Source organism: Herbaspirillum sp. C9C3 (assembly GCF_013359625.1).
In the GTDB taxonomy this organism is placed as follows: domain Bacteria; phylum Pseudomonadota; class Gammaproteobacteria; order Burkholderiales; family Burkholderiaceae_D; genus Herbaspirillum.
On the sequence record NZ_JABFMQ010000012.1, the window covers coordinates 74061 to 99592 of the forward strand.

The window sequence follows — 25532 nt, forward strand, 5'->3', positions numbered from 1 at the left end:
CATTGATCGATTTCAGTATTCGACGACGACGGCTTCCTTGCCAAACGACGCCACCAGCGTCGACTGCAGACTGTCGCTAGGATTGACGCGCCAGGCATCGCCCAGCACGACTTCGCAGGCCGCATCGGCCTGGCGATACTTCATCACGAAGGGCAGGCCCTGCTCCTGGCGATGCGCAGCCAGCGTATCGCGCAGGTGATTCGGGTCGATCGCCTTGTTGAGCGACACCACCATGCGCACGCCATACTGGATGCGCGCCGCGCCCAGGTCCATGACCTTGTCGGCGGCCACCCGCAGGCCGCCATTGAAACGGTCTTCCGACACCTTGCCCGAGACCACCAGCAATTCGTCTTCCTTGATGAGATGCTTGAAGGGCTCGAAGAGTTCGTTGTAGATCGTGGCTTCGATCACGCCCGTGCCATCGTCGAGCGTGCAGATCACCAGCTTGCCGCGCTGGGTCATCTGCACCCGCACCCCGGTGATGATGCCGGCCAGGCTGCGCGGCTCCCACGAGGGTTCCAGGCTGGCGATCTTGGTGCGCACGAAGCGGCGCACTTCCTTTTCGTAGGCCGAGAACAGATGGCCGGAGAGATAGAAGCCCAAGGCGCCCTTCTCTTCGGTCAGGCGCTGCTTGTCGCTCCAGGGCGGTACCTGCACGTATTCCAGCGGCGCTTCCAGGTCGCTGTCGTCACCGCCGAATAGGCTGACCTGGTTGGCCGATTTCTCGGCCTGCTCGGCACTTTCCCAGGCCAGGTTGACCGAGGCCTGCAAAATCGCGCGGTCGACCTTGAAGCAGTCGAAGGCACCGGCGCGAATCAGCGAATCGATAGTACGACGATTGATCTGCTTCTTGTCCACCCGCTTGGCGAAGTCGAACAGGTCCTTGAAGGGGCCGCTCTTGCGCGCCTCCAGGATGGCTTCGATGGCGTTCTGCCCGGCACCCTTGACGGCACCCAGGCCATAGCGGATCTGGGTGGCCTTCTTGCCCGGCTCGCCCACCGGCATGAAGCGGTAGTCGGACTTGTTGATGTCCGGCGGCAGGATGGCCAGCTTGCAGATGTCGATCGCATCCTCGATCAGGATCTTGACCTTGTCCGTATCTTCCATGGCCAGCGACAAGTTGGCGGCCATGAACGCGGCGGGGTGATGCGCCTTCAGGTAGGCGGTGTAGTAGGACAGCAGCGCATAGGCGGCCGCGTGCGACTTGTTGAAGCCGTAGCCGGCGAACTTTTCCATCAAGTCGAAGATCTCGTCGGCCTTGGCCTGGTCCAGCCCGTTCTTGGCCGCGCCTTCGCGGAACAGTTCACGGTGCTTGGCCATTTCCTCGGCCTTCTTCTTGCCCATCGCCCGGCGCAGCAAGTCGGCGCCGCCCAGCGAGTAGCCGCCGATCACCTGCGCCATCTGCATCACCTGCTCCTGGTAGACCATGATGCCGTAGGTCTCGGAGAGGATGCCCTCGGTACGCGGGTCAGGATAGTCGAAGGCTTCGCCGTGCTTGCGCTTGCAGAAGTCGGGGATCAGGTCCATCGGGCCCGGACGATACAGCGCCACCAGGGCGATGATGTCCTCGAAGCGGTCGGGCCGCGCATCCTTCAACATGCCTTGCATGCCGCGGCTTTCCAGCTGGAACACGGCCACCGTCTTGGCCTTGGTCAGCAGCTCATAGGACGGCCGGTCATCCAGCGGCAACTTGGCCAGATCGAAATCGGCCATGGCCGGATCGAGCATGCGGATGTAGCGTACCGCACGGTCAAGGATGGTCAGCGTGGTCAAGCCCAAGAAGTCGAACTTCACCAGGCCGACGGCTTCCACGTCGTCCTTGTCGTATTGCGAGACCACACCGGAATCGCCGCCCTGGGTGTAAAGCGGGCAGAAATCGGTCAGCTTGCCGGGCGCGATCAGCACGCCACCGGCGTGCATGCCAATGTTGCGGGCGATGCCTTCGACCTGCTGGGCCAGGCCCATCAACTGCTTGACCTCTTCCTCGTTCTCCAGCCGCTCCTTCAGGAGCGGCTCCTCCTCGATGGCGTCGGCCAACGTGACCAGCTTGCCCGGCTTGAAGGGAATCAGCTTGGAGATGCCGTCACAGAAGTTGTAGCCCAGGTCCAGCACGCGACCCACGTCGCGCACCGCGCCCTTGGCGGCCATGGTACCGAAGGTGGCGATCTGCGAAACCGCCTCCTTGCCGTAACGATCCTTCACATACTGGATGACGCGATCGCGGCCTTCCTGGCAGAAGTCGATGTCGAAGTCGGGCATCGAGACGCGTTCCGGGTTCAGGAAACGTTCGAACAGCAGGTTGTAGCGCAGCGGGTCCAGGTCGGTAATCAACAGGCAATACGCCACCAGTGAACCGGCACCCGAGCCCCGGCCGGGGCCGACCGGCACGCCATTGTTCTTGGCCCACTGGATGAAGTCGGCCACGATCAGGAAGTAGCCCGGGAACTTCATCTTGATGATGGTGTTGTTCTCGAACTCCAGGCGCGCCTCGTAACGGGGCCGCTGCTTCTCGCGTTCGGCTTCGTCGGGGAACAGCTCCTTCAGGCGCACTTCCAGGCCGGCCTTGGTCTGGGCCACCAGGAAATCGTCGATGCTCATGCCGTCCGGCGTGGGGAAGTCCGGCAGTTGCGGCTTGCCCAGTTGCAGCACCAGGTTGCAGCGCTTGGCGATTTCCACCGTATTGGCAATCGCACCCGGCAGGTCGGCGAACAGCTCGGCCATCTCGGCCTGCGACTTGAAGTATTGCTGCTCGTTGAAGCGGCGCACGCGGCGCGCATTGGCCATGATCTCGCCCTCGGCGATGCAGGTGCGGGCTTCGTGGGCGATGAATTCTTCAGGGCTCTGGAACTGGATCGGATGCGTAGCCACGCACGGCAAGCCCAGCTTGGCACCCAGGGCCACGCTCTGGCGCACCTGCAGTTCCATGTTGGCCTGGCCGGCGCGTTGCAGTTCCAGATAGAAGGCGCCGGGGAAAATCTCGGCCCAGCGGCGCGCGCAGGCTTCAGCCTGGGCCAGGTTGCCGTTGTCGATGGCCTGGCCAATGTCGCCCATGCCGGCCCCGGACAGGGCGATCAAGCCGTTGCCGCCGTCCTGGTGGCGCAGCGCCTCCAGCCATTCCATGCGCACTTCGGCGCGGCCCTTGTATTGGTTGCTCAGCCAGGCCTGGGACAATACTTCACACAGTTGCAGGTAGCCATGACGACTCTTGATCAGGACCAGCAACCGGAAGGGCTTTTCGCGGTCGGCGTCGTTGGTGATCCACAGGTCGCAGCCGGCGATGGGCTTGACGCCCTTGCCGCGCGCTTCCTTGTAGAAACGCACCATGCAGAACAGGTTGGCGAGGTCGGTCACCGCCAGGGCGGCCTGTCCATCCTTGGCGGCGGCCTTGACGATATCGTCGATACGCACCAGCCCATCGACGATGGAGTACTCCGAGTGCATACGGAGGTGTACAAATTGCGGGGTAGTCATAGGGTAGCCATTTTACCGGAGCTTGCGATCCTGACCGATTCCGTTTGATCTCGATTTGTGAGAAATATGAAGACTTTACACAAACCCAATCCGGGTCAAGCGACCGTCCGCCTTGATCTGCATCAGAGAAGCTCAAGGCGTACGCCAAATAACTGCGGCCATCCGGGGTGCACGGTTATAATGCTGACGATTCAAAGACTTACAGTTGAGTACGCCATCATGCAGTCCCCGCAGACCCCCTACGTCAACATCGCCGCCTACAAGTTCATCAGCTTCGATGACACCGCTGAAAAGCGTCCGGCTTTCCTGGAAATTTGCCAGAAGAACAATCTTCGTGGCACCGTGATCCTGAGCCCGGAAGGCATCAACCTCTTCCTGGCCGGCCTGCGCCATGAAATCGATACCTTCCTGGCCTGGTTGCGCGCCGATGCGCGATTTACCGACCTGACGGTCAAGGAAAGCTATTCCGAGAAGCAGCCCTTCACCCGCATGCTGGTGAAACTGAAGGCTGAGATCATCACCATGAAGCATCCGCTGATCAAGCCTGAGCTGGGTCGTGCGCCTTTCGTGGAAGCCAGGGAACTCAAGCGCTGGCTGGACCAGGGGCACGACGACGAAGGTCGTCCGGTGGTGATGGTGGATACCCGCAATGGCTTCGAGGTCGATGTGGGTACGTTTGACAACACGGTGGACTACCGCATCAGCAAGTTCACCGAATTCCCGCAGGTGATCGAGGAGCACAAGGCCGATTTCGAAGGCAAGACCGTGGTCACCTTCTGCACTGGCGGCATTCGTTGCGAAAAGGCTGCGATTCATATGCAGAACATCGGCTATGACCATGTCTACCAGCTCGAAGGCGGCATCCTGAAGTATTTCGAGGATGTCGGCGGTGCCCATTACAACGGCGACTGCTTCGTTTTCGACTATCGCACTGCCCTGAGCCCGGAGTTGAAGGAAACCCAGACCGCCCAATGCTTCGCCTGCCGCGCCGTGGTCACCCCGCGTGAACAGCTCTCGCCGGATTACGTGCCGGGCAAGTCCTGTCCCCATTGCGCGCCCAGGCAGCACGCAGCGCAGCAAGCCAGTTCTGCCGCCGCCTGACCGCTGCCCTGCCCGGCAACGAAAAAGCCGACCCCGCGAGGTCGGCTTTTTTACATCTTCAGAATTGCAATGCAGACAATGAATCTTATTTCTTGAACTTGGCCGCCGTTTCCACCACGCGCGCACCGAACAGCTTGGCTGTTTCCAGGTCGCCCGGCAGCGGGCCTTCTTCCGGCGAGGAGTCCGACGGGCTTTGCGCCATCAGGCCCGAGAAGGAACCGACGAAGTTGATGTCATTGCGCTGGGCAGCCTTGCTGTTGGCGGGCATCAGGCCGGTGCCGACCCAGATCATGCTGTGCTGCATGCCCAGCGTGAACAGGTAATGCAGGGTCGAGAGCTTGTCGCCGTTCATGGTGGCCGAGTTGGTGAAGGCGGCACCGACCTTGTCCTTCCACTTCTGGCTGAACCAGGGCTTGGAGGAGGCGTCGGCGAACTTCTTGAACTGCCAGGAGACCGTGCCCATGTAGGTCGGCGAACCGAAGATGATGGCATCGGCCGCATCCAGGCTGGCCCACTGTGCATCGGTGATGGTGCCTTCGGCACTGATGGCGATCAGCTCGACATCGGCGCCGGCAACGCCGGCCGCGCCAGCCTGCACGGCTTCGGCCTGCTTCTTGGTGTGGCCGTAGCCGGAGTGGTAAACGATGGCAACTTTGGTCATGACAAAATTCCTTCTCTAGAGAGTGAAGTGACGCGAAAAAACCGCCGGTGTGATCGGTACCGGCGGGCTTGCTACTGCAACCCTGCCTGCGCTGAAATGCTCAGCGCGGCAGATCGAACAAAAGCACTTCAGCCTTCTCGCCGCCGCTGATGTCAATGCGGTCGACCGCACTGAATTTCACGGCGTCGCCGGCTTGCAGCGCCTGGCCATTGACGCTGACCTTGCCGCGAGCCACATGTACATAGCCCAGGCGGCCTGGCGGCAGGGTGTACCCGGCCGTTTGTGCGCCATCGAACAGGCCGGCGTACAGTTGGGCATCCTGGTTCATGCTGACCGAACCGTCACGGCCATCGCGCGAGGCCACCAGACGCAGCTTGCCGTCCTTGTCAGCGGCCGAGAAGTGCGCTTCCTGGTAGCCCGGCTCGGCCCCGGCTCGGTCAGGCATGATCCAGATCTGCAGGAAATGCGTGGTGCCGTCCTGCGAATGGTTGTACTCCGAATGGCGTACGCCGGTGCCGGCACTCATGCGCTGCACGTCACCGGGACGGATCACGCTGCCATTGCCCATGCTGTCCTTGTGCGCAAGTTCACCTTCGAGCACATAGGAAATGATCTCCATGTCACGGTGGCCATGGGTACCAAAACCCTGCCCTGCGGCCACGCGGTCCTCGTTGATCACCCGCAGCGGACCGAAGCCCATGTGCTTGGGATCATGGTAGTCCGCGAAGGAAAAGCTGTGATACGAATCCAGCCAACCGTGGTTGGCGTGGCCACGATCGTTCGCTTTGCGAAGTTCCATCATGTCAACACCTCTTTCTTGAGTGGGACCAAACCGGAATTGATTTGGTCAAAATGTTTGTCGATGGCGTCACTATAGAGGCTAACTTTTTCGCAGATAAGGTCTAAAATCCGTAGTGTTCATTCAAAAAATTTAAACAAGCGGAGCTCGACGTGAACCTCACCCTGGAATCCCTGCTGATCCTCGACATGATCGACCGCAAGGGCAGCTTTGCCGCGGCCGCCGTGGCCCTGGACCGGGTGCCCTCGGCCCTGACCTACAGCGTGCGCAAGCTGGAGGATGACCTCGATGTGCTGCTGTTCGACCGTCGCGGCCACCGGGCCCAGTTGACACCGGCCGGCCTGCAATTGTTGCAGGAAGGCCGACACCTTTTGCTGGCCGCCAGCGATCTGGAGCAGCGTGTCAAGCGCACCGCCACCGGACGCGAGACCGAATTGCACATCGTGCTCAACAGTCTGATTCCCTTCGAGAAGATGCTGCCGGTCATCGAAGCCTTCGACCGCGAAGAGTCCGGCACACGGCTGCGCTTCACGCCCGGTGTGCTGACCGGCGCCTGGGAAAAGCTCATCGAAGGCCGTGCCAACCTGGTCATCGGGGTCACGCTGGACGGGCCCGAAGTGGTGCGCACCAGCGGGCGCTTCCAGATGCAGGAGCTGGGCGCGGTGGACTGGGTGTTTGCAGTGGCGCCGACGCACCCGCTGGCGGCCGCCGACGAACCCTTGTCAGCAGAGCTGGTGCGCAGCCACCGGGCCATTGCCGTGGGCGACAACAGCCAGTCCCTGCCGACACTGACCATGGGCCTGCTGTCGGGCCAGGAAACGCTGACGGTGGCCACCGTGGCCGACAAGCTGCAGGCCCAGCTGGCCGGTCTCGGTTGCGGCCATCTGCCGCGCATCTGGGCCGCGCCCTACCTCGCCACCGGCGCTCTGGTGGAAAAGCAGACCCTGGCGGCCAAACCCAACGACAACTTCATGGTGGCCTGGCCCAAGGCCGAGCAGGGCAAGTCGCTCAAATGGTTCATCCAGTACCTGGCACAGCCGCATGTAAGGCAATCATTGATCGGACCGATCCCCCTGCGGGAGCAGATGTGAGCGGTCATGCCTATGTCGGCCGCTTCGCGCCCTCGCCTTCCGGTCCGCTGCATGCGGGCTCGCTGGTGGCGGCGCTGGCCAGCTACCTGGATGCGCGTGTACACGCTGGACGCTGGCTGCTGCGCATCGAGGACATCGATGAGACCCGCACCGTGCCCGGCGCGGCCGACGACATCGTCGCCACACTGGCGGCGTTGGATATGCACTCGGATGGACCGGTCCTGGTACAGAGCCAGCGCAAGGCACGCTACCAGCTTGCGCGCGAGCGCCTGGGATCGCTGGCCTACCCCTGCGGCTGCAGCCGCAAGGAAATCGCGGATTCCAGGGTGGGCACGGCCAGTGATGGTGCCGCGCTCTATCCCGGCACCTGCCGCCACGGATTGGCCCCCGGCAAGACGCCACGCACGCTGCGGCTGCGCGTACCCGATGCCGGCCAGCCCGGCGAACGGGTGCAATTCACGGACCGCTGGCTGGGGCCGCAGGTCCAGCACCTGGCCTCGGAAGTCGGGGATTTCGTGCTGCAGCGGGCTGATGGCTTCTGGGCCTACCAACTGGCGGTAGTGGTCGATGATGCCGAACAGGGCGTCACCGACATCGTGCGCGGCGCCGACCTGCTGGACTCGACGGCACGGCAGATCTACCTGCAGGGACTGCTGGGCTATGCGACGCCGCGCTACCTGCACGTGCCGCTGTTGATGAATGCGTCGGGAGAAAAGTTTTCCAAGCAGAACGGTGCCCAGGCGCTGGACCTGGGCCAGCCGCTGCAAGCCTTGCAGCAGGCGGCGGCCTTTCTTGGACTGGACACGGGCGCAGCCCGTGACAGGGAAGGATTCTGGACCCTGGCGCTCACCGGCTGGGGAGCGCGTTTCGGTCCGGGCGCAAGCGCATGATCGACGCCAGGCCCGATGTCCGCATCAGCGCTTGGGGATGCCGCCCAGCAAGGCCGCAACTTTGGGCTTGGGACGGTTGTTCTTCGCCAGCTCCGGCTTGGTGGAGACGGTTTCGGTGGTACTGGGTTCGTATGGCTTGAGGAACCACGGATCAACCTTCTCGCGCCGGGCCACCGGTGCGCCACCTTCGCGACTGCTGCGGCTGCGCTCACCACGTTCACTGCGTTCACCACGCTCGGGACGTTCACCGCGCTCACCGCGTTCGCTACGCTCGCCACGTTCGTGACGGGCACGCGGGGCAAAGCCGACCAGTTCGGCGCGCTCAAACTTCTTCTTGATCAGCTTTTCGATATCGACCAGCAGGCGTTCATCCTTGTCGCAGAACAGCGAGATGGCGTCACCCGAAGCGCCCGCGCGACCGGTACGGCCAATACGGTGCACATAGTCTTCGGCGTTGTAGGGCAGATCGTAGTTGATGACGCAAGGCAGTTCGGCAATGTCCAGGCCACGGGCGGCCACGTCGGTGGCCACCAGGACCTCGATCTGCCCCTGCTTGAAGGACTCCAGCGCCGCCATGCGCTCGGACTGGGTCTTGTCGCCATGGATGGCAGAAGCCTTCACACCTTCGGCCACCAATGTGCGCGCCAGGCGCGAGGCACCGATCTTGGTATTGGAAAAGACGATCACTTGCTTCAGTTCGCGCTGGCGAATGATGAAGCTCACAGCATCGGCCTTGGCCGCCTCCTCGACTTTGTAGATGGTCTGGCTGACGTTTTCTGCCGTGGCATTGCTGCGCGCGACTTCGATGGTCACCGGATTGTTCTGGAAGCTGGCGGCCAGCTTCTTGATCTCGGGCGAGAAGGTGGCCGAGAACAGCAGGTTCTGCCGCTGCTTGGGCAACAGGTTGATGATGCGCTGCAGATCCGGCAGGAAGCCCATGTCCAGCATGCGGTCGGCTTCATCCATGACCAGGATCTGGGTCTGCGACAGGTTGACCGTCTTCTGCTGCACGTGGTCCAGCAAGCGGCCCGGGGTGGCGATGACGATTTCCACACCGGCACGCAGGGTGGCGGTCTGGGGTGCCATGTCGACGCCGCCGAAGACCACGGTGGAGCGCAGCGAGGTGAAGCGGGAATAAGCCTTCACATTCTCGGCCACCTGGTCGGCCAGCTCGCGGGTCGGGGTCAGGATCAGGGCGCGCACCGGATGACGGGCGGGGGAAGCGCTGTGGCTGGCATGCGCCAGCAGGCGCTGGATGATCGGCAGGGAGAAACCGGCGGTCTTGCCGGTGCCGGTCTGGGCTGCGCCCATCACGTCCCGGCCTTGCAGCACCACTGGAATGGCCTGGGCCTGGATCGGAGTCGGATGGACGTAGCCTTGTTCGGACAAGGCCTTCAGAATATCGGGCGAGAGGCCGAAATCTTCAAAGCGGACGGCAGGTGCAGCCGGTGCTGCGGACGCGGACGTGGTGTCGGACATGGTTTATTGCGAACGGTGCGACAGCGCCGCGGCAGCCGCCAGGCGGCTCCGGTGCATGGGGTGCATGCGCACGGGTTCTGATTGCTTTCTGTGTTGAAGTGTTACGGGCGAACCGGCCAATTGCTGCGCAGCCGGGCGCTTCGGATGATGCAAACGCCAAAAACGATGCTGACCGGGCGGACGACTTGCAATGCCCGGAATTCCTTGCGGAACTCCGTATTATACGCCGCATCGCCGCCGGCTTCATGACAGTTTGGTTTCCGCCCGGTACCGAGGGCCTGTGCAGCGCTGCGAAGAAGCCGCAGCGCCCTCACCTCCAGGGTGTTCAGCCGATGGTGATGTTGATGTCCGGCAAGCCGTCCACATGCCCTTGCAACTGGTCACCCTTGATCACCGCACCCACGCCTTCGGGGGTACCGGTGTAGATCAGGTCGCCGGGGAACAGCTCGACCAGGCCGGACAAATAGGAAATGGTCTCGGCCACGTTCCAGATCAGGTCCGAGAGATCGCCCTGCTGACGTACCTCGCCGTTGACCTTGAGCCAGACGGCACCCTTGTCCGGATGCCCGCACTGGGCCACCGGCACGATGGGCGCACAAGGTGCGGACTGGTCGAAACCCTTGGCCATGTCCCAGGGGCGCCCCAGTTTCTTGGCCTGCGCCTGCAGGTCGCGACGGGTCATGTCCAGGCCGACGGCGTAGCCATAGACCAGTTCCAGCGCCTTCTCCACAGGGATATCGCGCCCTCCGCCGGACAGTGCCACCACCAGTTCGATCTCATGATGATAGTCCGCCGTCGCCGCCGGATACGGCACCACGGCATCGGTCGGCACGACGGCGTCAGCCGGCTTCATGAAGAAGAACGGCGGCTCGCGGTCAGGGTCATGCCCCATCTCGCGGGCATGGGCGGCATAGTTGCGACCTACGCAATAGATGCGGCGAACCGGGAACGGCGCACCGCCGACCACCGCAACGGTGGCCTGGGCGGGGGCGGGAATGGCGAAACTCATCAGGAAAACTCCGTGGTGGCGCATGCAGCTGCATGCGGTGGATGAAGAACCGGTCATGGCCGGCTTGGCGAGCGCATCAGTTGTCTGATGTCCCGGTAGTGTAAAAGAAAAGCGCTGGCCCCGCTTGCAGCTCACCCGGCCTCTCTCTCCTACCCGACGACCCGCCATAGCCCGCAATTGGAGGGCGATTGCCCCGGTAATCCGCCAGCAGAAAGCCGGCGAATTTGGGACACTTGCCACTTGTCGGCGCTGCCGGCACTTTCTCCTCATCTCGACTCGATCCATGCACCCGCAAGCCAACGCTTCTCTCATCCTGTTGCAAAAAGCCCTGGCACTCCACCAGAAAGGCCAGCTGGCGCCAGCGGAAGACCTCTACAAGAAGGTGCTGGCGAAGCTGCCACGCCATTTCGAGGCCAATTATCTGTACGGCATGCTCAAGCTGCACCAGGAAGAGTGGGAAGCCGCCGAGGCGCAACTGGCCAAGGCGATCGAACTCAATCCCGACCATCCCGATACCTATTTCGATCACGCCGGGGCCCTGGTCCATTTGGGCCGAGATGCCGAGGCAGTGGAGCGCTACAACCAGATTCTGACGCAGAACCCGGCTTTCGCCGATGCCCTGCTGGCGCGGGGCGCCGCCTTGCGTCGGCTCGATCTGAACCGGGAAGCACTGGAGGATCTGCAGCAAGCGGTGCGGCTGGTGCCGGACCATGCCGATGCCTGGTTCCAGCTGGGCAATCTCCAGCACGAGCTCTACAGCTATCGCGATGCGCGCGCCAGCTATGAACGCGCGGTCGCGCTGCGCCCCGATTTCATCGAGGCCTGGTTCAACCTGGGCAATGCCTGCAAGGACAGCTACCAGTTCGAGGAGGCCCTGCGGGCCTTTGACCGTGCGCTGGCGGTGCAGCCCGACTTTTTCGAAGCCCAGTCCAACCGGGGCTTCGTCCTGTTCAAGATGCAGCGTCCGGAGGAAGCGCTGGAAGCCTACGACCGCGCCCTGGCGCTCAGCGACAGCTCCCCGGACCTGTGGTTCAACCGGGCATCGACGCTGGAACAACTCTCGCGTTTCAGCGAGGCCAGCCAATCCTATCAGCGGGCGCGCGAACTCAGCCCCGAGAGCCATTCGGCTCAGTGGAACGAAGCCCTCCTGAAACTGCGCCTGGGTGAGTTCGCCAAAGGCTGGCCGGCCTATGAATCCCGCTGGAAGACCGCGCAGATGCGTACGCAGGTACGTCAGTTCCTGGAGCCGCTCTGGCTCGGACTGCAACCGCTGCGAGGCAAGACCATCCTGATCCACGCCGAACAAGGCTTTGGCGACACCCTGCAGTTCGTGCGCTACCTGCCGCGGGTGGCCGGTCTCGGCGCCCGCGTCATCCTCGAAGTGCAACCCGCGCTCAAGCGCCTGCTGGCCGGGGTACCGGGGGCGGCCGAAGTCATCGGCAGCGACCAGGACACGCGTCCCGCGTTCGACTATCACTGCCCGCTGATGAGCTTGCCGCTGGCCTGCAAGTCCTTCAGCGAAGCCGACATACCGCGTGCGCCCTATCTGCTGCCCGAGTCGGAAGCCTGGGCAGCCTGGCTGCAGCGTCTGCCGCACAACCGCGCCCTGCGGGTCGGCCTGGTCTGGGCAGGTAGCTCGGCCCAGACCCACCCGGATGCGGTACGGATCGACAGCGAACGTTCGCTGCCCTTCTCGGCACTGGCACCGTTGGTGGAACTGGCGCATGAGCATGCGCAACTGGAGTTCTATTCCTTGCAGGTGGGCCAGGCCGCGCTGGAGCAGCTGCATGCCCATCCGCTGGCCAGCCAGGTGCAGGATTGTGCCGGCGCATTGCATGACTTTGCCGACACCTCCGGCCTGCTCGCCAATCTCGACCTGCTCATCAGCGTCGATACCGCCGTCTGCCACCTGGCGGGCGCCCTGGGCAAGCCAGTCTGGCTGCTCAACCGCGCCAATACCTGCTGGCGCTGGCAGCTGGAACGCAGCGATACCCCCTGGTATCCGACCATGCGCCTGTTCCGCCAGCGCCAGACCGGCGACTGGAGCGAGGTCATCGCCGAGGTCCGCAGCGCCCTGCTACAACAGTTGGCCTGATGCTGTTACCATGCGCGCCGATACGGATGACCCGCTCTTCCGTCGGAACCTGGCGCGCCGGCTCGCCTCATACCCTGTAACGCAGCTGCGGCCCGATCTCTCTGACACTGTGACAGGCGGCACCGCCCAGCGCCCTGCCGCCTGCCGGCATGAAGAAAACAAGGACAAGACGATGCAAGCCCCCACCCTCTCCCCGAGCAAGTCTCCCCACGCCGCCGGTCCGCGCCTGCTGTCCGACATTGGTGGCACCAATGCCCGTTTCGCGCTGGAAACTTCACCCGGCCATCTAGAACAAGTGCAGGTCCTGCGCGGTGCCGACTATCCGCAATTCACCGATGCCGTGCAGGCCTATCTGGAGCTGGCGGGCCAGCCCGCCGTCAAGCACGCGGCGGTGGCCATTGCCAACCCGGTGCAGGGCGACCAGATCAAGATGACCAACCATGACTGGGCCTTCTCCATCGAAGCGGCGCGCCAGTTGCTGGGCTTTGATCTGCTACTGGTGGTCAATGACTTCACGGCACTGTCCATGGCGGTGCCGCAACTGCGCGCTGATGAGTTGCAGCAGATCGGTGGCGGCGCGCCCAAGGTGGGCCAGCCGGTCGGGCTGGTGGGCGCCGGGACGGGACTGGGCGTGGGCGGACTGGTGCGCGGCGACGGCCACTGGCTGCCGCTGGCCAGCGAAGGCGGTCACGTCGCCTTCGCCCCGGCCAATGCGCGTGAAGCGGCTGTGCTGGCCTATGCCTGGCAGTTTCATGAGCACGTGTCGGCTGAACGCCTGGTCTCGGGGCCCGGGCTCGAACTCATCCATCGTGCACTGCTGGCCATCGATGGTCATCCGGCTGCCGAACTGAAGGCCGCCGGAATCGTGGACGGCGCACTCAAGCAAGGCGACGCGGTCTGCCTGGAAACGCTGGACCTGTTCTGCAGCATGCTCGGTACCGTTGCAGCCGATCTGGCGCTGACGCTGGGTGCACTTGGCGGCATCTATATTGGTGGCGGCGTGGTACCGCACCTGGGCGAATACTTCGCGCGTTCGGCCTTCCGCGCACGCTTCGAGAACAAGGGCCGCATGTCCGTGCTGACCAAGGCCATTCCGACTTATGTGATCACGGCGCAATATCCGGCCTTCACGGGCGTGTCAGCGATCCTGGCCGACCGGCTGGATCCGTACGAGTAAGAACAGGTAGCGCTGCGAGGTTTTGCAGGAGGCTGATGCGGCAGATTCGCGTCAGCCTTTTTTATGGCATCGCGCGAGACGGCAATAGCTCAACAACGAGAAAAAATCCGAGGAGATGAGTCGAGGGGGAGGACCTGCCGGAACAACAGAAGAAACAGAAGAGAGATAAGAGGCGAGCCTTGTCTGCGGCACTTGCGGGAAATGGCTGTGGCTGCTTCGTTCCCGACCTGACCAGGTTGACCATGCCACAATGCGCAGGGGCCCGCCGGGGTGCATTGTATCGCAGTTCAGCGACTTGCCGCCAGAGAAATCATTGCAGCGCATCAGAAAGTGAAAAGCCGCGCGAATTGCCTAAACAATTTACGCGGCTTTTTGCATGAAGCTTCATATGTTCGTCAGGCGCGCCATACCGGGTGCGCGCCCTGCCCGCTCAGATGCCGAGGTCCTTCCAGATGGCATCGACACGTTTCTTCACGTCGTCGCTCATCACGATGGGCGTACCCCATTCACGGCTGGTTTCACCGGGCCACTTGTTGGTGGCATCGATGCCCATCTTGCTGCCCAGCCCGCTGATGGGCGAGGCGAAGTCGAGATAATCGATGGGCGTGTTGTCCACCATGACGGTGTCACGCACCGGATCCACACGCGTGGTGATGGCCCAGATCACTTCCTTCCAGTCACGGATATCGACATCCTCATCCACCACCACGATGAACTTGGTGTACATGAACTGGCGCAGGAAACTCCACACCCCGAACATCACCCGCTTGGCATGGCCGGCGTAAGATTTCTTCATCTGCACTACCGCCATGCGATAGCTGCATCCCTCTGGCGGCAAGTAGAAATCGGTGATTTCGGCGAACTGCTTCTGCAACAGCGGGACGAACACTTCATTCAACGCCACCCCCAGCACGGCCGGCTCATCGGGCGGTTTGCCGGTGTAGGTGGAGTGATAGATGGCATCGCGCCGCATGGTGATGCGGTCGATGGTGAAGACCGGGAACCAGTCCTGCTCATTGTAGTAACCGGTGTGATCGCCATACGGCCCTTCGAGCGCATGCTCGAATCCGGAGGCGTGTTTTTCATCCGGATAGATATGCCCTTCCAGCACGATCTCAGCCGAAGCCGGCACGCGCAAGTCGCTGCCCATGGCCTTGACCAGTTCGGTACGGCTGCCGCGCAGAAGACCCGCGAACTGGTATTCGGAGAGACTGTCGGGCACTGGCGTGACCGCACCTAATATAGTGGCGGGATCGGCACCCAGGGCCACCGCGATCGGATAGGGCTTGCCGGGATTGGCAATGCAGTGCTCGCGGAAATCCAGAGCGCCGCCGCGATGGGCCAGCCAGCGCATGATGACCTTGTTCGGACCCAGCACCTGCTGGCGATAGATGCCCAGGTTCTGGCGTTTCTTGTTCGGCCCCTTGGTGACGACCAGGCCCCAGGTAATCAGGGGCGCAATGTCGCCCGGCCAGCAGTGCTGGATCGGCAGGCGCGACAGGTCCACGTCCCGGCCCTCCCACACCACATCCTGGCAGGGTGCCGAGCTGCGCTCCTTGGGTGCCATGTCCCACAGCGACTTCACCAGCCCGCCCAGGTCCAGCACATCCTTGATGCCCTTGGGCGGCTCCGGCTCCTTCAGACGCGCCAGCAAATGACCGATGCGGCGCAGTTCACTGATGCTGTCGGCTCCCATGCCGAGTGCCACGCGATGAGGGGTACCGAAAAGATTCGCTAAAACCGGGATATTTTTTTTGTCGACCTGCTCAAAAAGAAGCGCCGGACCTTCCGCCCGGAGGGTACGGTCGGCGATTTCGGTCATCTCCAGATGTGACGACACGGGGTGTGAAACACGCTTGAGCTCACCTTTTTGTTGCAACTGGGAAATAAAATCCCGCAAATCAGTGTATTTCATACTTTTTAACAAATTTCTTTTTGCATCACAGCCGGCTCAAGTAACCCCGGCAAACGCTTGATTCTATTGAATTTTGACGAAAGGCCACATGCAATATGATACACAAAAGTTATAAAGAACCAATTTCATAGTATTGACTCGATATAAAGTGGCTTCTACAATGCGCCCACTCTAAACCGAAGAGGTGAGCCGTGGGCTCGTAGAGGCTTGATCGAAAACAGTCAAGCCTAGCAAGGTATCCAGGGAACCGGGGTCCCAGCAACTCAAGAAGTGTGTCCAGGGCGTCAGCCCTACCCCCCGAAACATGCCATCCGACGGCAGGGCCAGCAGGCCTCGCGGATGGCCTTGCCGTAACGCCTTGCGACGGTAACGCAATAGATTGCAGCGACGACAGTTCAGCCGTTTGGTCTTCACTTCTTGGCCAGGCGCGCCCTGTTTTTGCCGCAATAACGCAGGAGGTTCAATGTCCAACCAAGCTTCCGAGGCGCCTTTAGCGGGCGCCCCGCAGATGGTTCGCCGCGTGGATTTCCGGAATTTCTCCGGAAATGTACGCATTGCTCAATTTTTCGGCATCGCTCATCGTCTGCTGACGATACTCGGCATTGCCGCGTTGTTTGTTCTGGGTCTGATGTTCTTCAATCCCGACCTGGCCGACAAGCTGATCAGCATGTCGCCCTTCTCGGACGCCACTGAAGAAGTCCAGGAAGCGGAGGCACCGGCCACGCCGGCGCTGGCCGACCTGATGGCCCCGACCGCGCCGATGGCCACCGTCAGTGCACTGGCAGGTGCGGCTGCGGCCAGTTCGGTGCAGCACGCCAACGCACCGATCCAGGCCCTGTCGCCGGAAGAACGCCAGTTGCTGGGCAATCCGCGCCAGCAGAAACTGGTGACCAACTGGCTGGCCAAGCGCTATCGTGTGGCCAGCGATGCAGCAGACATGCTGGTCTCGGCGGCTTACCTGACCGCGCGCGACATCAAACTCGATCCGCTGCTGATCCTGTCGGTGATCGCCATCGAGTCGCGCTTCAATCCCTTCGCCGAAAGCCCCATGGGTGCGCAGGGCCTGATGCAGGTGATGGCCAAGGTACACCACGACAAGTTCCAGGAGCTGGGCGGCATCAAGGCAGCCTTGAATCCGGTCGCCAACATCCGCGTCGGTTCGCAGATCCTGAAGGAATATGTGACCCGTGGCGGCTCGGTGGAAGCCGGCCTGAAGAGCTACGTGGGTGCGGCCGACATGGCCAATGATGGCGGTTACGGTCTCAAAGTGCTCTCCGAGTACCAGAACCTGAAGCAAGTGGCGATGGGCAAGAACGTGTCGATCTACACCACCGCGACCATCAAGCTGCCGCCGGCCTCCTCGGGTGTCTCGGCCAGTGCCGCACAGCCCAAGGCGCCTGCCAACAACGTGGCCTCGGCATCCAAGCCCAAGACCGAAGAACAACTCGCTGCCCTGTAATATTGCTGGATACAGGTTGGTGTGTTGCGATGTGAATATTACCGGTATTCAGCACGCACGAAAAAGGAGCCCTCGGGCTCCTTTTTTTTTTGCCTGTCCACTGGCAGGCAAGGCTGCAGCTCTGCCCTGCTTCAGGCTGCCTGGCGACGCCGCTCGAAGAACACGCGCAGACGCGCCACGGCCTCCTGCAGGTTTTCCAGCGAGGTCGCATAGGACAGTCGGATGAAACGTCGCGCCGTAGAGGGGCCGAAGTCCAGCCCTGGCACCAGCACCACGCCGGCCTCATTGAGCATGTCCAGGCTGAGCTGGTCGGCATCATCGGACAGCGCGCTGCAATCGGCATAGACATAGAAGGCGCCGTCGGGCACCACCGGCACCTTGAAGCCCAGGCTTTCCAGGGCCGGCACGATGTAGTCGCGGCGACGCTTGAACTCGGCCTTGCGTTCTTCATACAGCGCAATGGTCTCGGGCGTGAAGCAGGCCACGGCCGCATGCTGGGCAATCGAGGACGCACAGATCAAGAGGTTCTGCGCCAGCTTCTCGACCTGCGGCACCAGGGCCGGCGGCAACACCAGCCAGCCCAGGCGCCAGCCGGTCATGTTGAAGTACTTCGAGAAGCTGTTGATGACCACCACGTCCTCGCCCAGCGACAGCGCCGAGAACGGCGCGCCTTCATAAGACAAGCCCTGGTAGATCTCATCGACGATGGTGAAGCCGCCACGCTGGCGCACTTCGCCCAGGATGGCCCGCAACTCCTCGGGGGCGATCGAGGTGCCCGTCGGATTGGAGGGGGAGGCCAGCAACACGCCACGGGTCTGCTCGCTCCAGTGCTCGCGCACCATCTGCGCCGACAGCTGGAAGCGATGCTCGGGACCGCTGGCGATGAGCCTGGCACGTCCCTCGAAGGCCGCCACGAAATGACGGTTGCAGGGATAGCTGGGGTCGGGCATGAGCACTTCGGTATCGCGCTCGACCAGCGCCGCGCAGGCCAGCAGCAAGGCGGCCGAGGCACCAGCGGTAATGACGATGCGCTCCGGCGCAATCTCCAGGCCGTAGACGCTGCGGTAGTGCTCCGAGATGGCGGCCCGCAAGGCCGGCAAGCCGGTGGCCGAGGTGTACTGCATCTTCCCTTCGGCCATCGCGCGGGTGGCGGCCTCGACCACGGCGGGCGGTGCGGTGAAATCAGGCTCGCCGATGCCCATGTGGATCAGGTGACGGCCCTGCTGGGCCAGGATATCGGCCTTCTTGGACAATTCCATCACATGGAAGGGAGCGATGTGCTGCAAACGTGAAGCAAGTTGGTTCAGGTTCATGCGCTAATTCCAGACAACATGGGCAAAAAAGACAAGACGGCGCCCAAGCCAACGGCGCCGTCCAAACACGAGCAAATCAGCCGACGACAGCAGATCAGCGGCGACCGGCAGCTTCCACTTCGGTGCTGCGCGCCTGGGCGGCGAAACGGTCCAGTACGCCATTGACATACTTGTGACCGTCGATGCCGCCAAAGGACTTGGTCAGTTCGACCGCTTCATTGATGACCACCTTGTAGGGGATCTCGATATGGTTCTGCAACTCGTAGGCACCGATGAGCAGGGCGGCGTGCTCCACCGGCGAGAGTTCCTTGATGGGACGATCGATCAGCGGAGAGAGGCCTGCACGCAGCTTGTCGGCATCACGGATGGCCCCGGTGAGCAGGGTGTCGAAATGTTCGGCGTCGGCCTTGTCGAAACCGTGGGCCTCGCGGATGTGGGCTTCGATGGCGCCCGCGTCCTCGTGATTGAGCAACCACTGGTACAAGCCCTGCAACGCGAACTCGCGCGCGCGGTGGCGCGGGGTGCGGTTCTTGTTCGAATTGGCGTGTGGAGTTTTGTTCGACATGATGAATGCGGCCGGAGCCTTGGATAACTGAAACAAAGGAATGCGAGTGCCGGCACAGGCCGGCGGGACGGCAGCGGGATATGCACCCCGCCGCTGCCTGTGAATTATTCTTCTTCGGTCGCCTGGCCGAGTTCTTCCAGCACGATGGACAGGTTGGCCATTTCCACGGCCACGCGCGCGGCATCGGCGCCCTTCTCGGCCATGCGGACTTCGGCTTGCTCGTCGTTTTCGGTGGTCAGCACGGCATTGGCGATGGGCAGACCGAAGTCCAGGCCGATGCGGGTGATGCCGGCGCCGGATTCGTTGGAGACCAGTTCGAAGTGATAGGTCTCGCCACGGATGACCGCGCCCAGCGCGATCAAGGCATCGAACTGTTCCGTCTCGGCCATCTTCTGCAATGCCAGGGGGATTTCCAGGGCGCCCGGCACGGTCACGTGCAGGATGTCCTCATCGGCCACGCCCAAGTGCTTCAGTTCGGCCAGGCAGGACGCCAGCAGGCCGTGGCAGACGTCTTCGTTGAAGCGTGCCTGGACGATGCCGATGCGCAAGCTTTCGCCATTGAGGTCTGGTTCATAGGTTCCGATGGTCATGGCTGTTCCTTCTTGATAGGTTGACTTGCGTAATTCTTGATACGTCGGGCGGCAGGATCACGCGCCTTCGCGTGCCTGATAACCGGTCACTTCCAGCTGGAAGCCGGCCATCGAGGGCATCTTGCGCGGGCTGGCCAGGAGCTTCATCTTGCACACGCCGATATCCTTGAGGATCTGGGCGCCGATACCGTAGGTGCGCAGGTCCATGCGGTCGGCGCGGCCGGGCTTGGCGGCCTCGGGCGTACCGACCTTGTTGAGTGCACCGAACTGGTCGAACATCTGCTGGGCCGACTCTTCGCAGTTGAGCAGCACGATCACGCCGGACTCGGCTTCCTGCACGGCCTTCATCGCCGCCGCCAGGTTCCAGGAGTGGGTGGTCACGCCGGCTTCGAGCAGGTCCAGGATGGAGACCGGCTGGTGCACGCGCACCAGGGTTTCACGACCCGGCTCGATGTCGCCGCGCACCAGCGCCAGGTGCGCGCCGCCCGAGGGGGTGTCGCGGTAGGCGATGGCCTTGAACGTCCCGTGCGCGGTCTGCATCTCGCGCTCGGCCACGCGTTCGATGATGCTTTCGTTGCGGCTGCGGTAATGGATCAGGTCGGCGATGGTACCGATCTTCAGATTGTGCTTCTCGGCGAACTCCAGCAGGTCCGGCAGGCGCGCCATGGTGCCGTCTTCCTTCAGGATCTCGCAGATCACGGAAGCGGGGGTAAGCCCGGCCATGGCCGTCAGGTCGCAACCGGCTTCGGTGTGACCGGCGCGCATGAGCACCCCGCCCTTTTGCGCGCGCAACGGGAAGATGTGGCCCGGCTGCACCAGGTCCGACGGCTTGGCGCCCTTGGAGGCGGCCACCTGGATGGTCCGGGCGCGGTCGGCGGCAGAAATCCCCGTGGTCACGCCTTCGGCGGCTTCGATGGAGACGGTGAAATTGGTACCGTAGGCGGTACCGTTGCGGCTGGCCATGAGCGGCAGGTCAAGTTGGTCCACGTGTTCTTCGGTCAGCGTCAGGCAGACCAGGCCACGCGCATGCGTGACCATGAAATTGATGGCTTCGGGCGTGACGAAGTCGGTGGCCAGCACCAGATCACCTTCGTTTTCGCGGTCTTCTTCGTCGACCAGGATCACCATGCGCCCGGCACGGAGTTCGGCAACGATTTCTTCGGTTGTAGCAAGTGGCATGTTCGCGCTCTTTTCCCAATTGGAACCCGCTATTTTAAAGGATTGCGGGCCTGCTCCGCTGGCCAATTACGCCATTGACCCGATTTGCGCAGCCTGGGCCGCCTGGGTGCGTTGCAAGGCTTCCAACAACAGGGCCGGATCGCCCAGCGCCAGGCGCTTGGAATCCGACAAGGTCTGGCGGAAGGCGCGCGCGCCGGGCATGCCGGTCAACAGGCCCAGCATGTGGCGGGTGATGCTGTTCAAGCGCAGGCCGCGCCCATTGTCGCCGTGCAATTCCAGCTGGTGCTTGATGTAGGGCAACATGGCCGCGATCACCTCGGCCCGGCTGGGCTGGCGACCACCGGGCAACTCGCCGTAGTAGCGGGCATCGAAGCTGGCCATCAGATAGGGGTTGTGATACGCCTCGCGACCCAGCATGACGCCATCGACGTGCCTGAGATGCTCATCGATCTCGGGCAAGGTCTTGATGCCGCCGTTGATGAGAATTTCCAGGTCGGGGAAATCCTGCTTCAGTTGATAGGCGTAGTGATACTTCAGGGGCGGGATCTCGCGGTTTTCCTTGGGGCTCAGCCCCTTGAGGATGGCGTTGCGGGCGTGGACGATGAAGGTCTTGCAACCCGCCTCGGCGATCTGACCGACGAAATCGCGCACGAAATCATAGGATTGCACGTCATCGATGCCGATGCGGTGCTTCACAGTCACATCGATGGACACCGCATCGCGCATGGCCTTGACGCAATCGGCCACCAGCGCGGGCTCGCCCATCAGACAGGCACCGAAAGCGCCCTTCTGAACGCGCTCGGAGGGGCAGCCGCAGTTCAGGTTGATCTCGTCATAGCCCCACTGCTCGCCCAGCCTGGCGCTGTGCGCCAGGTCGGCGGGCTCGCTGCCACCCAGTTGCAGGGCCACGGGATGTTCCTGCTCGTCGAAATCCAGGTGACGCGGCACGTCGCCATGCAGCAGCGCACCGGTGGTGACCATCTCGGTGTAAAGCCAGGTGTGGCGCGTGATCTGGCGGTGGAAGACGCGGCAGTGGCGGTCGGTCCAGTCCATCATGGGGGCGACCGACAGCGTACGCGCTGGCAGGGAGTTCTTCATAAACTGACGAAATGCTTCATTAAATTTCTGAGCTGGAGGCCGGAAAACCGGACAACAAGCGCCGGGGAGGAACAAACCTTCATTTGCCCGTTTTAGCACCCTGGATCCGCCACAGCGGCAAATAGAAAGCCCGCAAGGCTTGCGCATTGCGGGCTGGTGTCCCCTCTATCCTCTTCGAGATAGGATTTTTCGTACAACGGACACGATTCTGCACCACAATCCGGCAGCCGTCATTTCGCAATGCACAAAAACAGCGCAGCACAAACTATTTTGGACAAACGTTCATCTCGCGCAACAATGAACGGAAGGATAAAGACCGCATTCACGTCCGCCGCGCAGGCGTAAAACCACTAGCACCGGACCTCTGCGACTGGAGAGTGGAAATGGCAAAAAAAAAGCCCACAACCGAAGTTGCGGGCTTGAATCCAATTCTTTAGGAGGAAATTGGAGGAGACAGGTGTAACTATATGGCAGTGCATCATGGCTGTCTGCTTTATTGTGCTGATATCAGTTATTCACAAACCAGATATCACCACCAGCACAGCCCGCCATTCCCGACTCTTCACTGCAGGCAGGCCCTGCGGGCCCGCCCTTCCCCGCTACCGATTTAGATGGATTCTTCGCGCGATGCCTTCTTGCGCTCGTGTTCCTTCAGGTGACGCTTGCGCAGACGAATGCTCTTCGGAGTCACTTCGACCAGTTCGTCGTCTTCGATGAATTCCACCGCGTATTCCAGCGACAGTTCGATCGGCGGCACCAGGCGCACGGCTTCGTCGGTACCGGAAGCGCGCACGTTGGTCAGCTGCTTGCCCTTGATCGGGTTGACGACCAGATCGTTGTCACGCGAGTGGATACCGATGATCATGCCTTCATACACCGGGTCGTTGTGGCTGACGAACATGCGGCCGCGATCCTGCAGCTTCCACAGTGCGTAGGCCACGGCAGCGCCGTCGTCCTGGGAGATCAGCACGCCGTTGCGACGGCCGGCCAGTTCGCCCTTGGTGGTATCGACCGGCTTGTAGTCGTCGAAGACGTGGCTCATCAGGCCGGTGCCGCGGGTCAGGGTCATGAATTCACCCTGGAAGCCGATCAGGCCACGTGCCGGGATGTGGTATTCCAGGCGCACACGGCCCTTGCCGTCCGGTTCCATGTTCTGCAGGTCGCCACGGCGGCGGCCCAGTTCTTCCATGACGCCGCCCTGGTGGGTTTCTTCAACGTCCACGGTCAGGTTTTCGTACGGCTCTTCACGCACGCCGTCGACCATGCGGAACACCACGCGCGGACGCGAGACGGCCAGCTCGAAGCCTTCACGGCGCATGTTTTCGATCAGGATGGTCAGGTGCAATTCACCACGGCCCGACACTTCATAGGTCGAGTCGTCGTTCTCGGCCTGCACCACGCGCAGGGCCATGTTGGACTTCAGTTCCTTTTCCAGGCGGTCGCGGATCTGGCGGGTGGTGACGAACTTGCCTTCGCGGCCAGCCAGCGGCGAGGTGTTGACCATGAAGTTCATGGTCAGGGTCGGCTCGTCCACCTTCAGCATCGGCAGGCCGTTGGGGGCATCGGGCGCACAGATGGTGGAGCCGATGCCGATTTCTTCGATACCGTTGATCAGCACGATGTCACCCGCCAGGGCTTCATCGACCAGCACGCGCTCCAGGCCCTTGAAGGTCAGCACCTGGTTGATGCGGGCCTTGGTCGGCTTGTCTTCCGGACCATTCATCCAGACCACGTCCTGACCGCCCTTGACGCGACCGGCCAGGATGCGGCCCACGCCGATCTTGCCGACGTAGGAGGAGTATTCCAGCGAGGTGATCTGCAGTTGCAGCGGTGCGTCCGGATCATCCTTGCGGGCCGGCACGTACTTCAGGATCGCGTCGAACAGCGGCTCCATGTTGCCTTCGCGGGTTTCCGGATCCAGGCTGGCGTAGCCGTTCAGGCCCGAAGCGTAGATCACGGGGAAGTCCAGCTGCTCTTCGGTGGCACCCAGCTTGTCGAACAGTTCGAAGGTGGCATTGATGGCCCACTCGGCGCGTGCACCCGGACGGTCGATCTTGTTCAGGACGACGATGGGCTTCAGGCCCAGGGCCAGTGCCTTGCGGGTCACGAAGCGGGTCTGCGGCATCGGGCCTTCCTGGGCATCCACCAGCAGCAGCACCGAGTCCACCATCGACAGCACGCGCTCGACCTCACCGCCGAAGTCGGCGTGGCCCGGGGTGTCGACGATGTTGATGTGGGTGCCCTTGTATTCCACCGCGCAGTTCTTCGACAGGATGGTGATGCCGCGTTCCTTTTCGATGTCGTTGGAGTCCATCACGCGGTTGTCCACTTGCTGGTTGTCGCGGAAGGTGCCGGACTGGCGCAGCAGCTGGTCCACCAGGGTGGTCTTGCCGTGGTCAACGTGGGCGATGATGGCGATGTTGCGAATTGCGCGGATATTGTTTGACATGGTGAATGTGGTTGGGAATGCCGAATCTCGGGAGGCGCGCATTATAGCATGTTGCGACGCATGAACTTTGGAAAAACCTGTGTTATCAACGGCTTGCCGCCACCTCCGAGGCATTCCGGAAGGCGCTCTGCAGGCCGTTTTGAAGCCATCTGTCCTCAGGCGGTGGACACCAGCCTTTCGGGGGCCAGGATGGCGTATTCCTGCAACAGTCCGGTGCCCAGCAAGGCTTCATCCGAACCGCGATAGACCCTTACGCGGCCGGTCTGCTCCGGCACCGCCACCCCTTCCTTGCCCAGCGGCAAGCGTTGGCCATGCAGGAAGCGGCGCGCCAGCTCATCGGTCAGTTGCACCGCGGGGAAGCTGCGCAAGAGGCCGTCCACCGGCAGCAGCAAGGCCTTGCGGGCCTCCAGCTCGCCGGCGGCATCGAAGGTCTCCAGCGTGACCGCGCCCTCCAGCTTAAGAGCGCCGACACCCGTGCGTCTCAGGGCATTGAGGTGAGCCCCGCAGCCCAGTACTTCGCCAATATCTTCACCCAGCACGCGGATATATGTCCCTTTGCTGCAAGTGACACGGATGCGCAGCATGGGGGCCTGGTAGTCCAGCAGTTCCAGGGTGTGGATGATGACGTTGCGGGCTTCGCGCTCGAGCGTGATGCCGGCGCGGGCGTATTCGTAGAGCGGCTTGCCGTCGCGCTTCAGGGCCGAGTGCATCGGCGGCACCTGGCTGATGGGGCCACGGAACTGCGCCATGGCCGCTTCGATCTGCTCCAGGCTGACCTCAACAGGACGCTCGCTGATGACCTGGCCTTCGGTATCGCCGGTATCGGTGCGTATGCCGAGGTGCACCACGGCTTCATAGGTCTTGTCGGCTTCCAGCAGGTCCTGGGAGAACTTGGTGGCTTCGCCGAAACACAGCGGCAACAGGCCCGTAGCAAACGGGTCCAGCGTGCCGGTATGGCCCGCCTTGGGCGCATTGAGCATGCGCTTGGCGCGGATCAGGGCATCGTTGCTGGACAAGCCGACCGGCTTGTCCAGCAACAGCACCCCGTGCACCGGCACACGGGGAGGACGCGCCGTGCGGGCCTGCTGGCCGCGCTTGGCGCGCGGCTGCGGCAGTTCAGGGGAAGCGGAGACAATGTCCGCCGTCGTATCGTCGGCCATGAAATGCAGGACCCGCCCACGCCCGATGAAG

Annotated in this window: 19 protein-coding genes and 1 other RNA gene; 6 read left to right on the top strand and 14 right to left on the bottom strand. The window is 62.5% G+C overall.

Going from position 1 to position 25532, the window contains the following annotated elements; translation table 11 throughout:
• Window positions 1–12: 12 nt before the first annotated feature.
• On the bottom strand, window positions 13–3471 hold the full coding sequence (gene dnaE / locus HNO82_RS13130; protein ID WP_175344021.1) for a DNA polymerase III subunit alpha: 3459 nt from the start codon (window positions 3469–3471) through the stop codon (window positions 13–15).
• A 219-nt stretch (window positions 3472–3690) separates the two neighbouring features.
• Between dnaE and HNO82_RS13135 the strand changes: the two genes are divergently transcribed.
• Window positions 3691–4572 carry a sulfurtransferase gene (locus HNO82_RS13135; protein WP_175344022.1) on the top strand — a complete coding sequence of 294 codons (882 nt, stop codon included), beginning with the start codon at window positions 3691–3693 and terminating at the stop codon, window positions 4570–4572.
• 85 nt (window positions 4573–4657) lie between these two features.
• On the opposite strand, the gene HNO82_RS13140 is transcribed toward HNO82_RS13135, so the two are convergent.
• Both HNO82_RS13140 and HNO82_RS13145 read right to left on the bottom strand, forming a co-directional pair.
• Window positions 4658–5233 (bottom strand): flavodoxin family protein, encoded by a 576-nt coding sequence (locus HNO82_RS13140; protein ID WP_008331321.1) that lies wholly within the window; start codon window positions 5231–5233, stop codon window positions 4658–4660.
• Window positions 5234–5333: 100 nt separating this feature from the next.
• Window positions 5334–6035 (bottom strand): pirin family protein, encoded by a 702-nt coding sequence (locus HNO82_RS13145; RefSeq protein ID WP_008331323.1) that lies wholly within the window; start codon window positions 6033–6035, stop codon window positions 5334–5336.
• A gap of 149 nt (window positions 6036–6184) precedes the next feature.
• On the opposite strand from HNO82_RS13145, the gene HNO82_RS13150 reads away from it, so the two are divergent.
• Both HNO82_RS13150 and gluQRS read left to right on the top strand, forming a co-directional pair.
• The gene (locus HNO82_RS13150) at window positions 6185–7123 is read left to right on the top strand and encodes a LysR family transcriptional regulator (protein WP_175344023.1); all 939 of its coding nucleotides are present in this window, start codon (window positions 6185–6187) and stop codon (window positions 7121–7123) included.
• Window positions 7120–8013, top strand: a complete 894-nt coding sequence (gluQRS, locus tag HNO82_RS13155) for a tRNA glutamyl-Q(34) synthetase GluQRS (RefSeq protein ID WP_175344024.1) — start codon at window positions 7120–7122, stop codon at window positions 8011–8013. The genes HNO82_RS13150 and gluQRS overlap by 4 nt, the downstream gene beginning before the upstream one ends.
• 24 nt (window positions 8014–8037) lie before the next feature.
• Here the strand turns inward: gluQRS and HNO82_RS13160 are convergent, their stop codons facing one another.
• Both HNO82_RS13160 and HNO82_RS13165 read right to left on the bottom strand, forming a co-directional pair.
• Window positions 8038–9492: a DEAD/DEAH box helicase gene (locus tag HNO82_RS13160; protein WP_175344025.1), complete on the bottom strand. Its 1455-nt coding sequence runs from the start codon at window positions 9490–9492 to the stop codon at window positions 8038–8040.
• Window positions 9493–9817: 325 nt separating this feature from the next.
• Window positions 9818–10501 carry a fumarylacetoacetate hydrolase family protein gene (locus HNO82_RS13165; protein ID WP_008331332.1) on the bottom strand — a complete coding sequence of 228 codons (684 nt, stop codon included), beginning with the start codon at window positions 10499–10501 and terminating at the stop codon, window positions 9818–9820.
• Between the two features lie 283 nt (window positions 10502–10784).
• Here HNO82_RS13165 and HNO82_RS13170 point away from each other — a divergent pair, with 283 nt between their 5' ends.
• A complete protein-coding gene (locus tag HNO82_RS13170; protein WP_175344026.1) occupies window positions 10785–12596 on the top strand; it encodes a tetratricopeptide repeat protein in 1812 nt (603 codons plus the stop codon).
• A gap of 172 nt (window positions 12597–12768) precedes the next feature.
• Window positions 12769–13773: a glucokinase gene (locus HNO82_RS13175; RefSeq protein WP_175344027.1), complete on the top strand. Its 1005-nt coding sequence runs from the start codon at window positions 12769–12771 to the stop codon at window positions 13771–13773.
• 168 nt (window positions 13774–13941) lie between these two features.
• Here HNO82_RS13175 and ffs read toward each other — a convergent pair.
• Both ffs and ubiD read right to left on the bottom strand, forming a co-directional pair.
• Window positions 13942–14040, bottom strand: an RNA gene (gene ffs / locus HNO82_RS13180) — signal recognition particle sRNA small type.
• 163 nt (window positions 14041–14203) lie between these two features.
• Window positions 14204–15688: a 4-hydroxy-3-polyprenylbenzoate decarboxylase gene (gene ubiD / locus HNO82_RS13185; RefSeq protein WP_008331348.1), complete on the bottom strand. Its 1485-nt coding sequence runs from the start codon at window positions 15686–15688 to the stop codon at window positions 14204–14206.
• 463 nt (window positions 15689–16151) lie between these two features.
• Between ubiD and HNO82_RS13190 the strand changes: the two genes are divergently transcribed.
• On the top strand, window positions 16152–17147 hold the full coding sequence (locus HNO82_RS13190; RefSeq protein WP_175344028.1) for a lytic transglycosylase domain-containing protein: 996 nt from the start codon (window positions 16152–16154) through the stop codon (window positions 17145–17147).
• Window positions 17148–17278: 131 nt separating this feature from the next.
• On the opposite strand, the gene HNO82_RS13195 is transcribed toward HNO82_RS13190, so the two are convergent.
• The 7 genes from HNO82_RS13195 to truB form a co-directional block, all read right to left on the bottom strand.
• Window positions 17279–18460, bottom strand: coding sequence for a pyridoxal phosphate-dependent aminotransferase (locus HNO82_RS13195; RefSeq protein WP_175344029.1), 1182 nt, complete (start codon window positions 18458–18460; stop codon window positions 17279–17281).
• A gap of 94 nt (window positions 18461–18554) precedes the next feature.
• Window positions 18555–19025 carry a transcription antitermination factor NusB gene (gene nusB / locus HNO82_RS13200; RefSeq protein WP_008331354.1) on the bottom strand — a complete coding sequence of 157 codons (471 nt, stop codon included), beginning with the start codon at window positions 19023–19025 and terminating at the stop codon, window positions 18555–18557.
• Window positions 19026–19129: 104 nt separating this feature from the next.
• On the bottom strand, window positions 19130–19615 hold the full coding sequence (ribH, locus tag HNO82_RS13205) for a 6,7-dimethyl-8-ribityllumazine synthase (protein WP_008331356.1): 486 nt from the start codon (window positions 19613–19615) through the stop codon (window positions 19130–19132).
• 57 nt (window positions 19616–19672) lie between these two features.
• The gene (gene ribBA / locus HNO82_RS13210) at window positions 19673–20794 is read right to left on the bottom strand and encodes a bifunctional 3,4-dihydroxy-2-butanone-4-phosphate synthase/GTP cyclohydrolase II (RefSeq protein ID WP_008331358.1); all 1122 of its coding nucleotides are present in this window, start codon (window positions 20792–20794) and stop codon (window positions 19673–19675) included.
• A 66-nt stretch (window positions 20795–20860) separates the two neighbouring features.
• A complete protein-coding gene (dusA, locus tag HNO82_RS13215) occupies window positions 20861–21850 on the bottom strand; it encodes a tRNA dihydrouridine(20/20a) synthase DusA (protein ID WP_249777002.1) in 990 nt (329 codons plus the stop codon).
• A 649-nt stretch (window positions 21851–22499) separates the two neighbouring features.
• On the bottom strand, window positions 22500–24341 hold the full coding sequence (gene typA / locus HNO82_RS13220) for a translational GTPase TypA (RefSeq protein ID WP_008331395.1): 1842 nt from the start codon (window positions 24339–24341) through the stop codon (window positions 22500–22502).
• Window positions 24342–24496: 155 nt separating this feature from the next.
• Window positions 24497–25501, bottom strand: coding sequence for a tRNA pseudouridine(55) synthase TruB (gene truB, locus HNO82_RS13225; RefSeq protein WP_175344031.1), 1005 nt, complete (start codon window positions 25499–25501; stop codon window positions 24497–24499).
• Window positions 25502–25532: the final 31 nt, after the last annotated feature.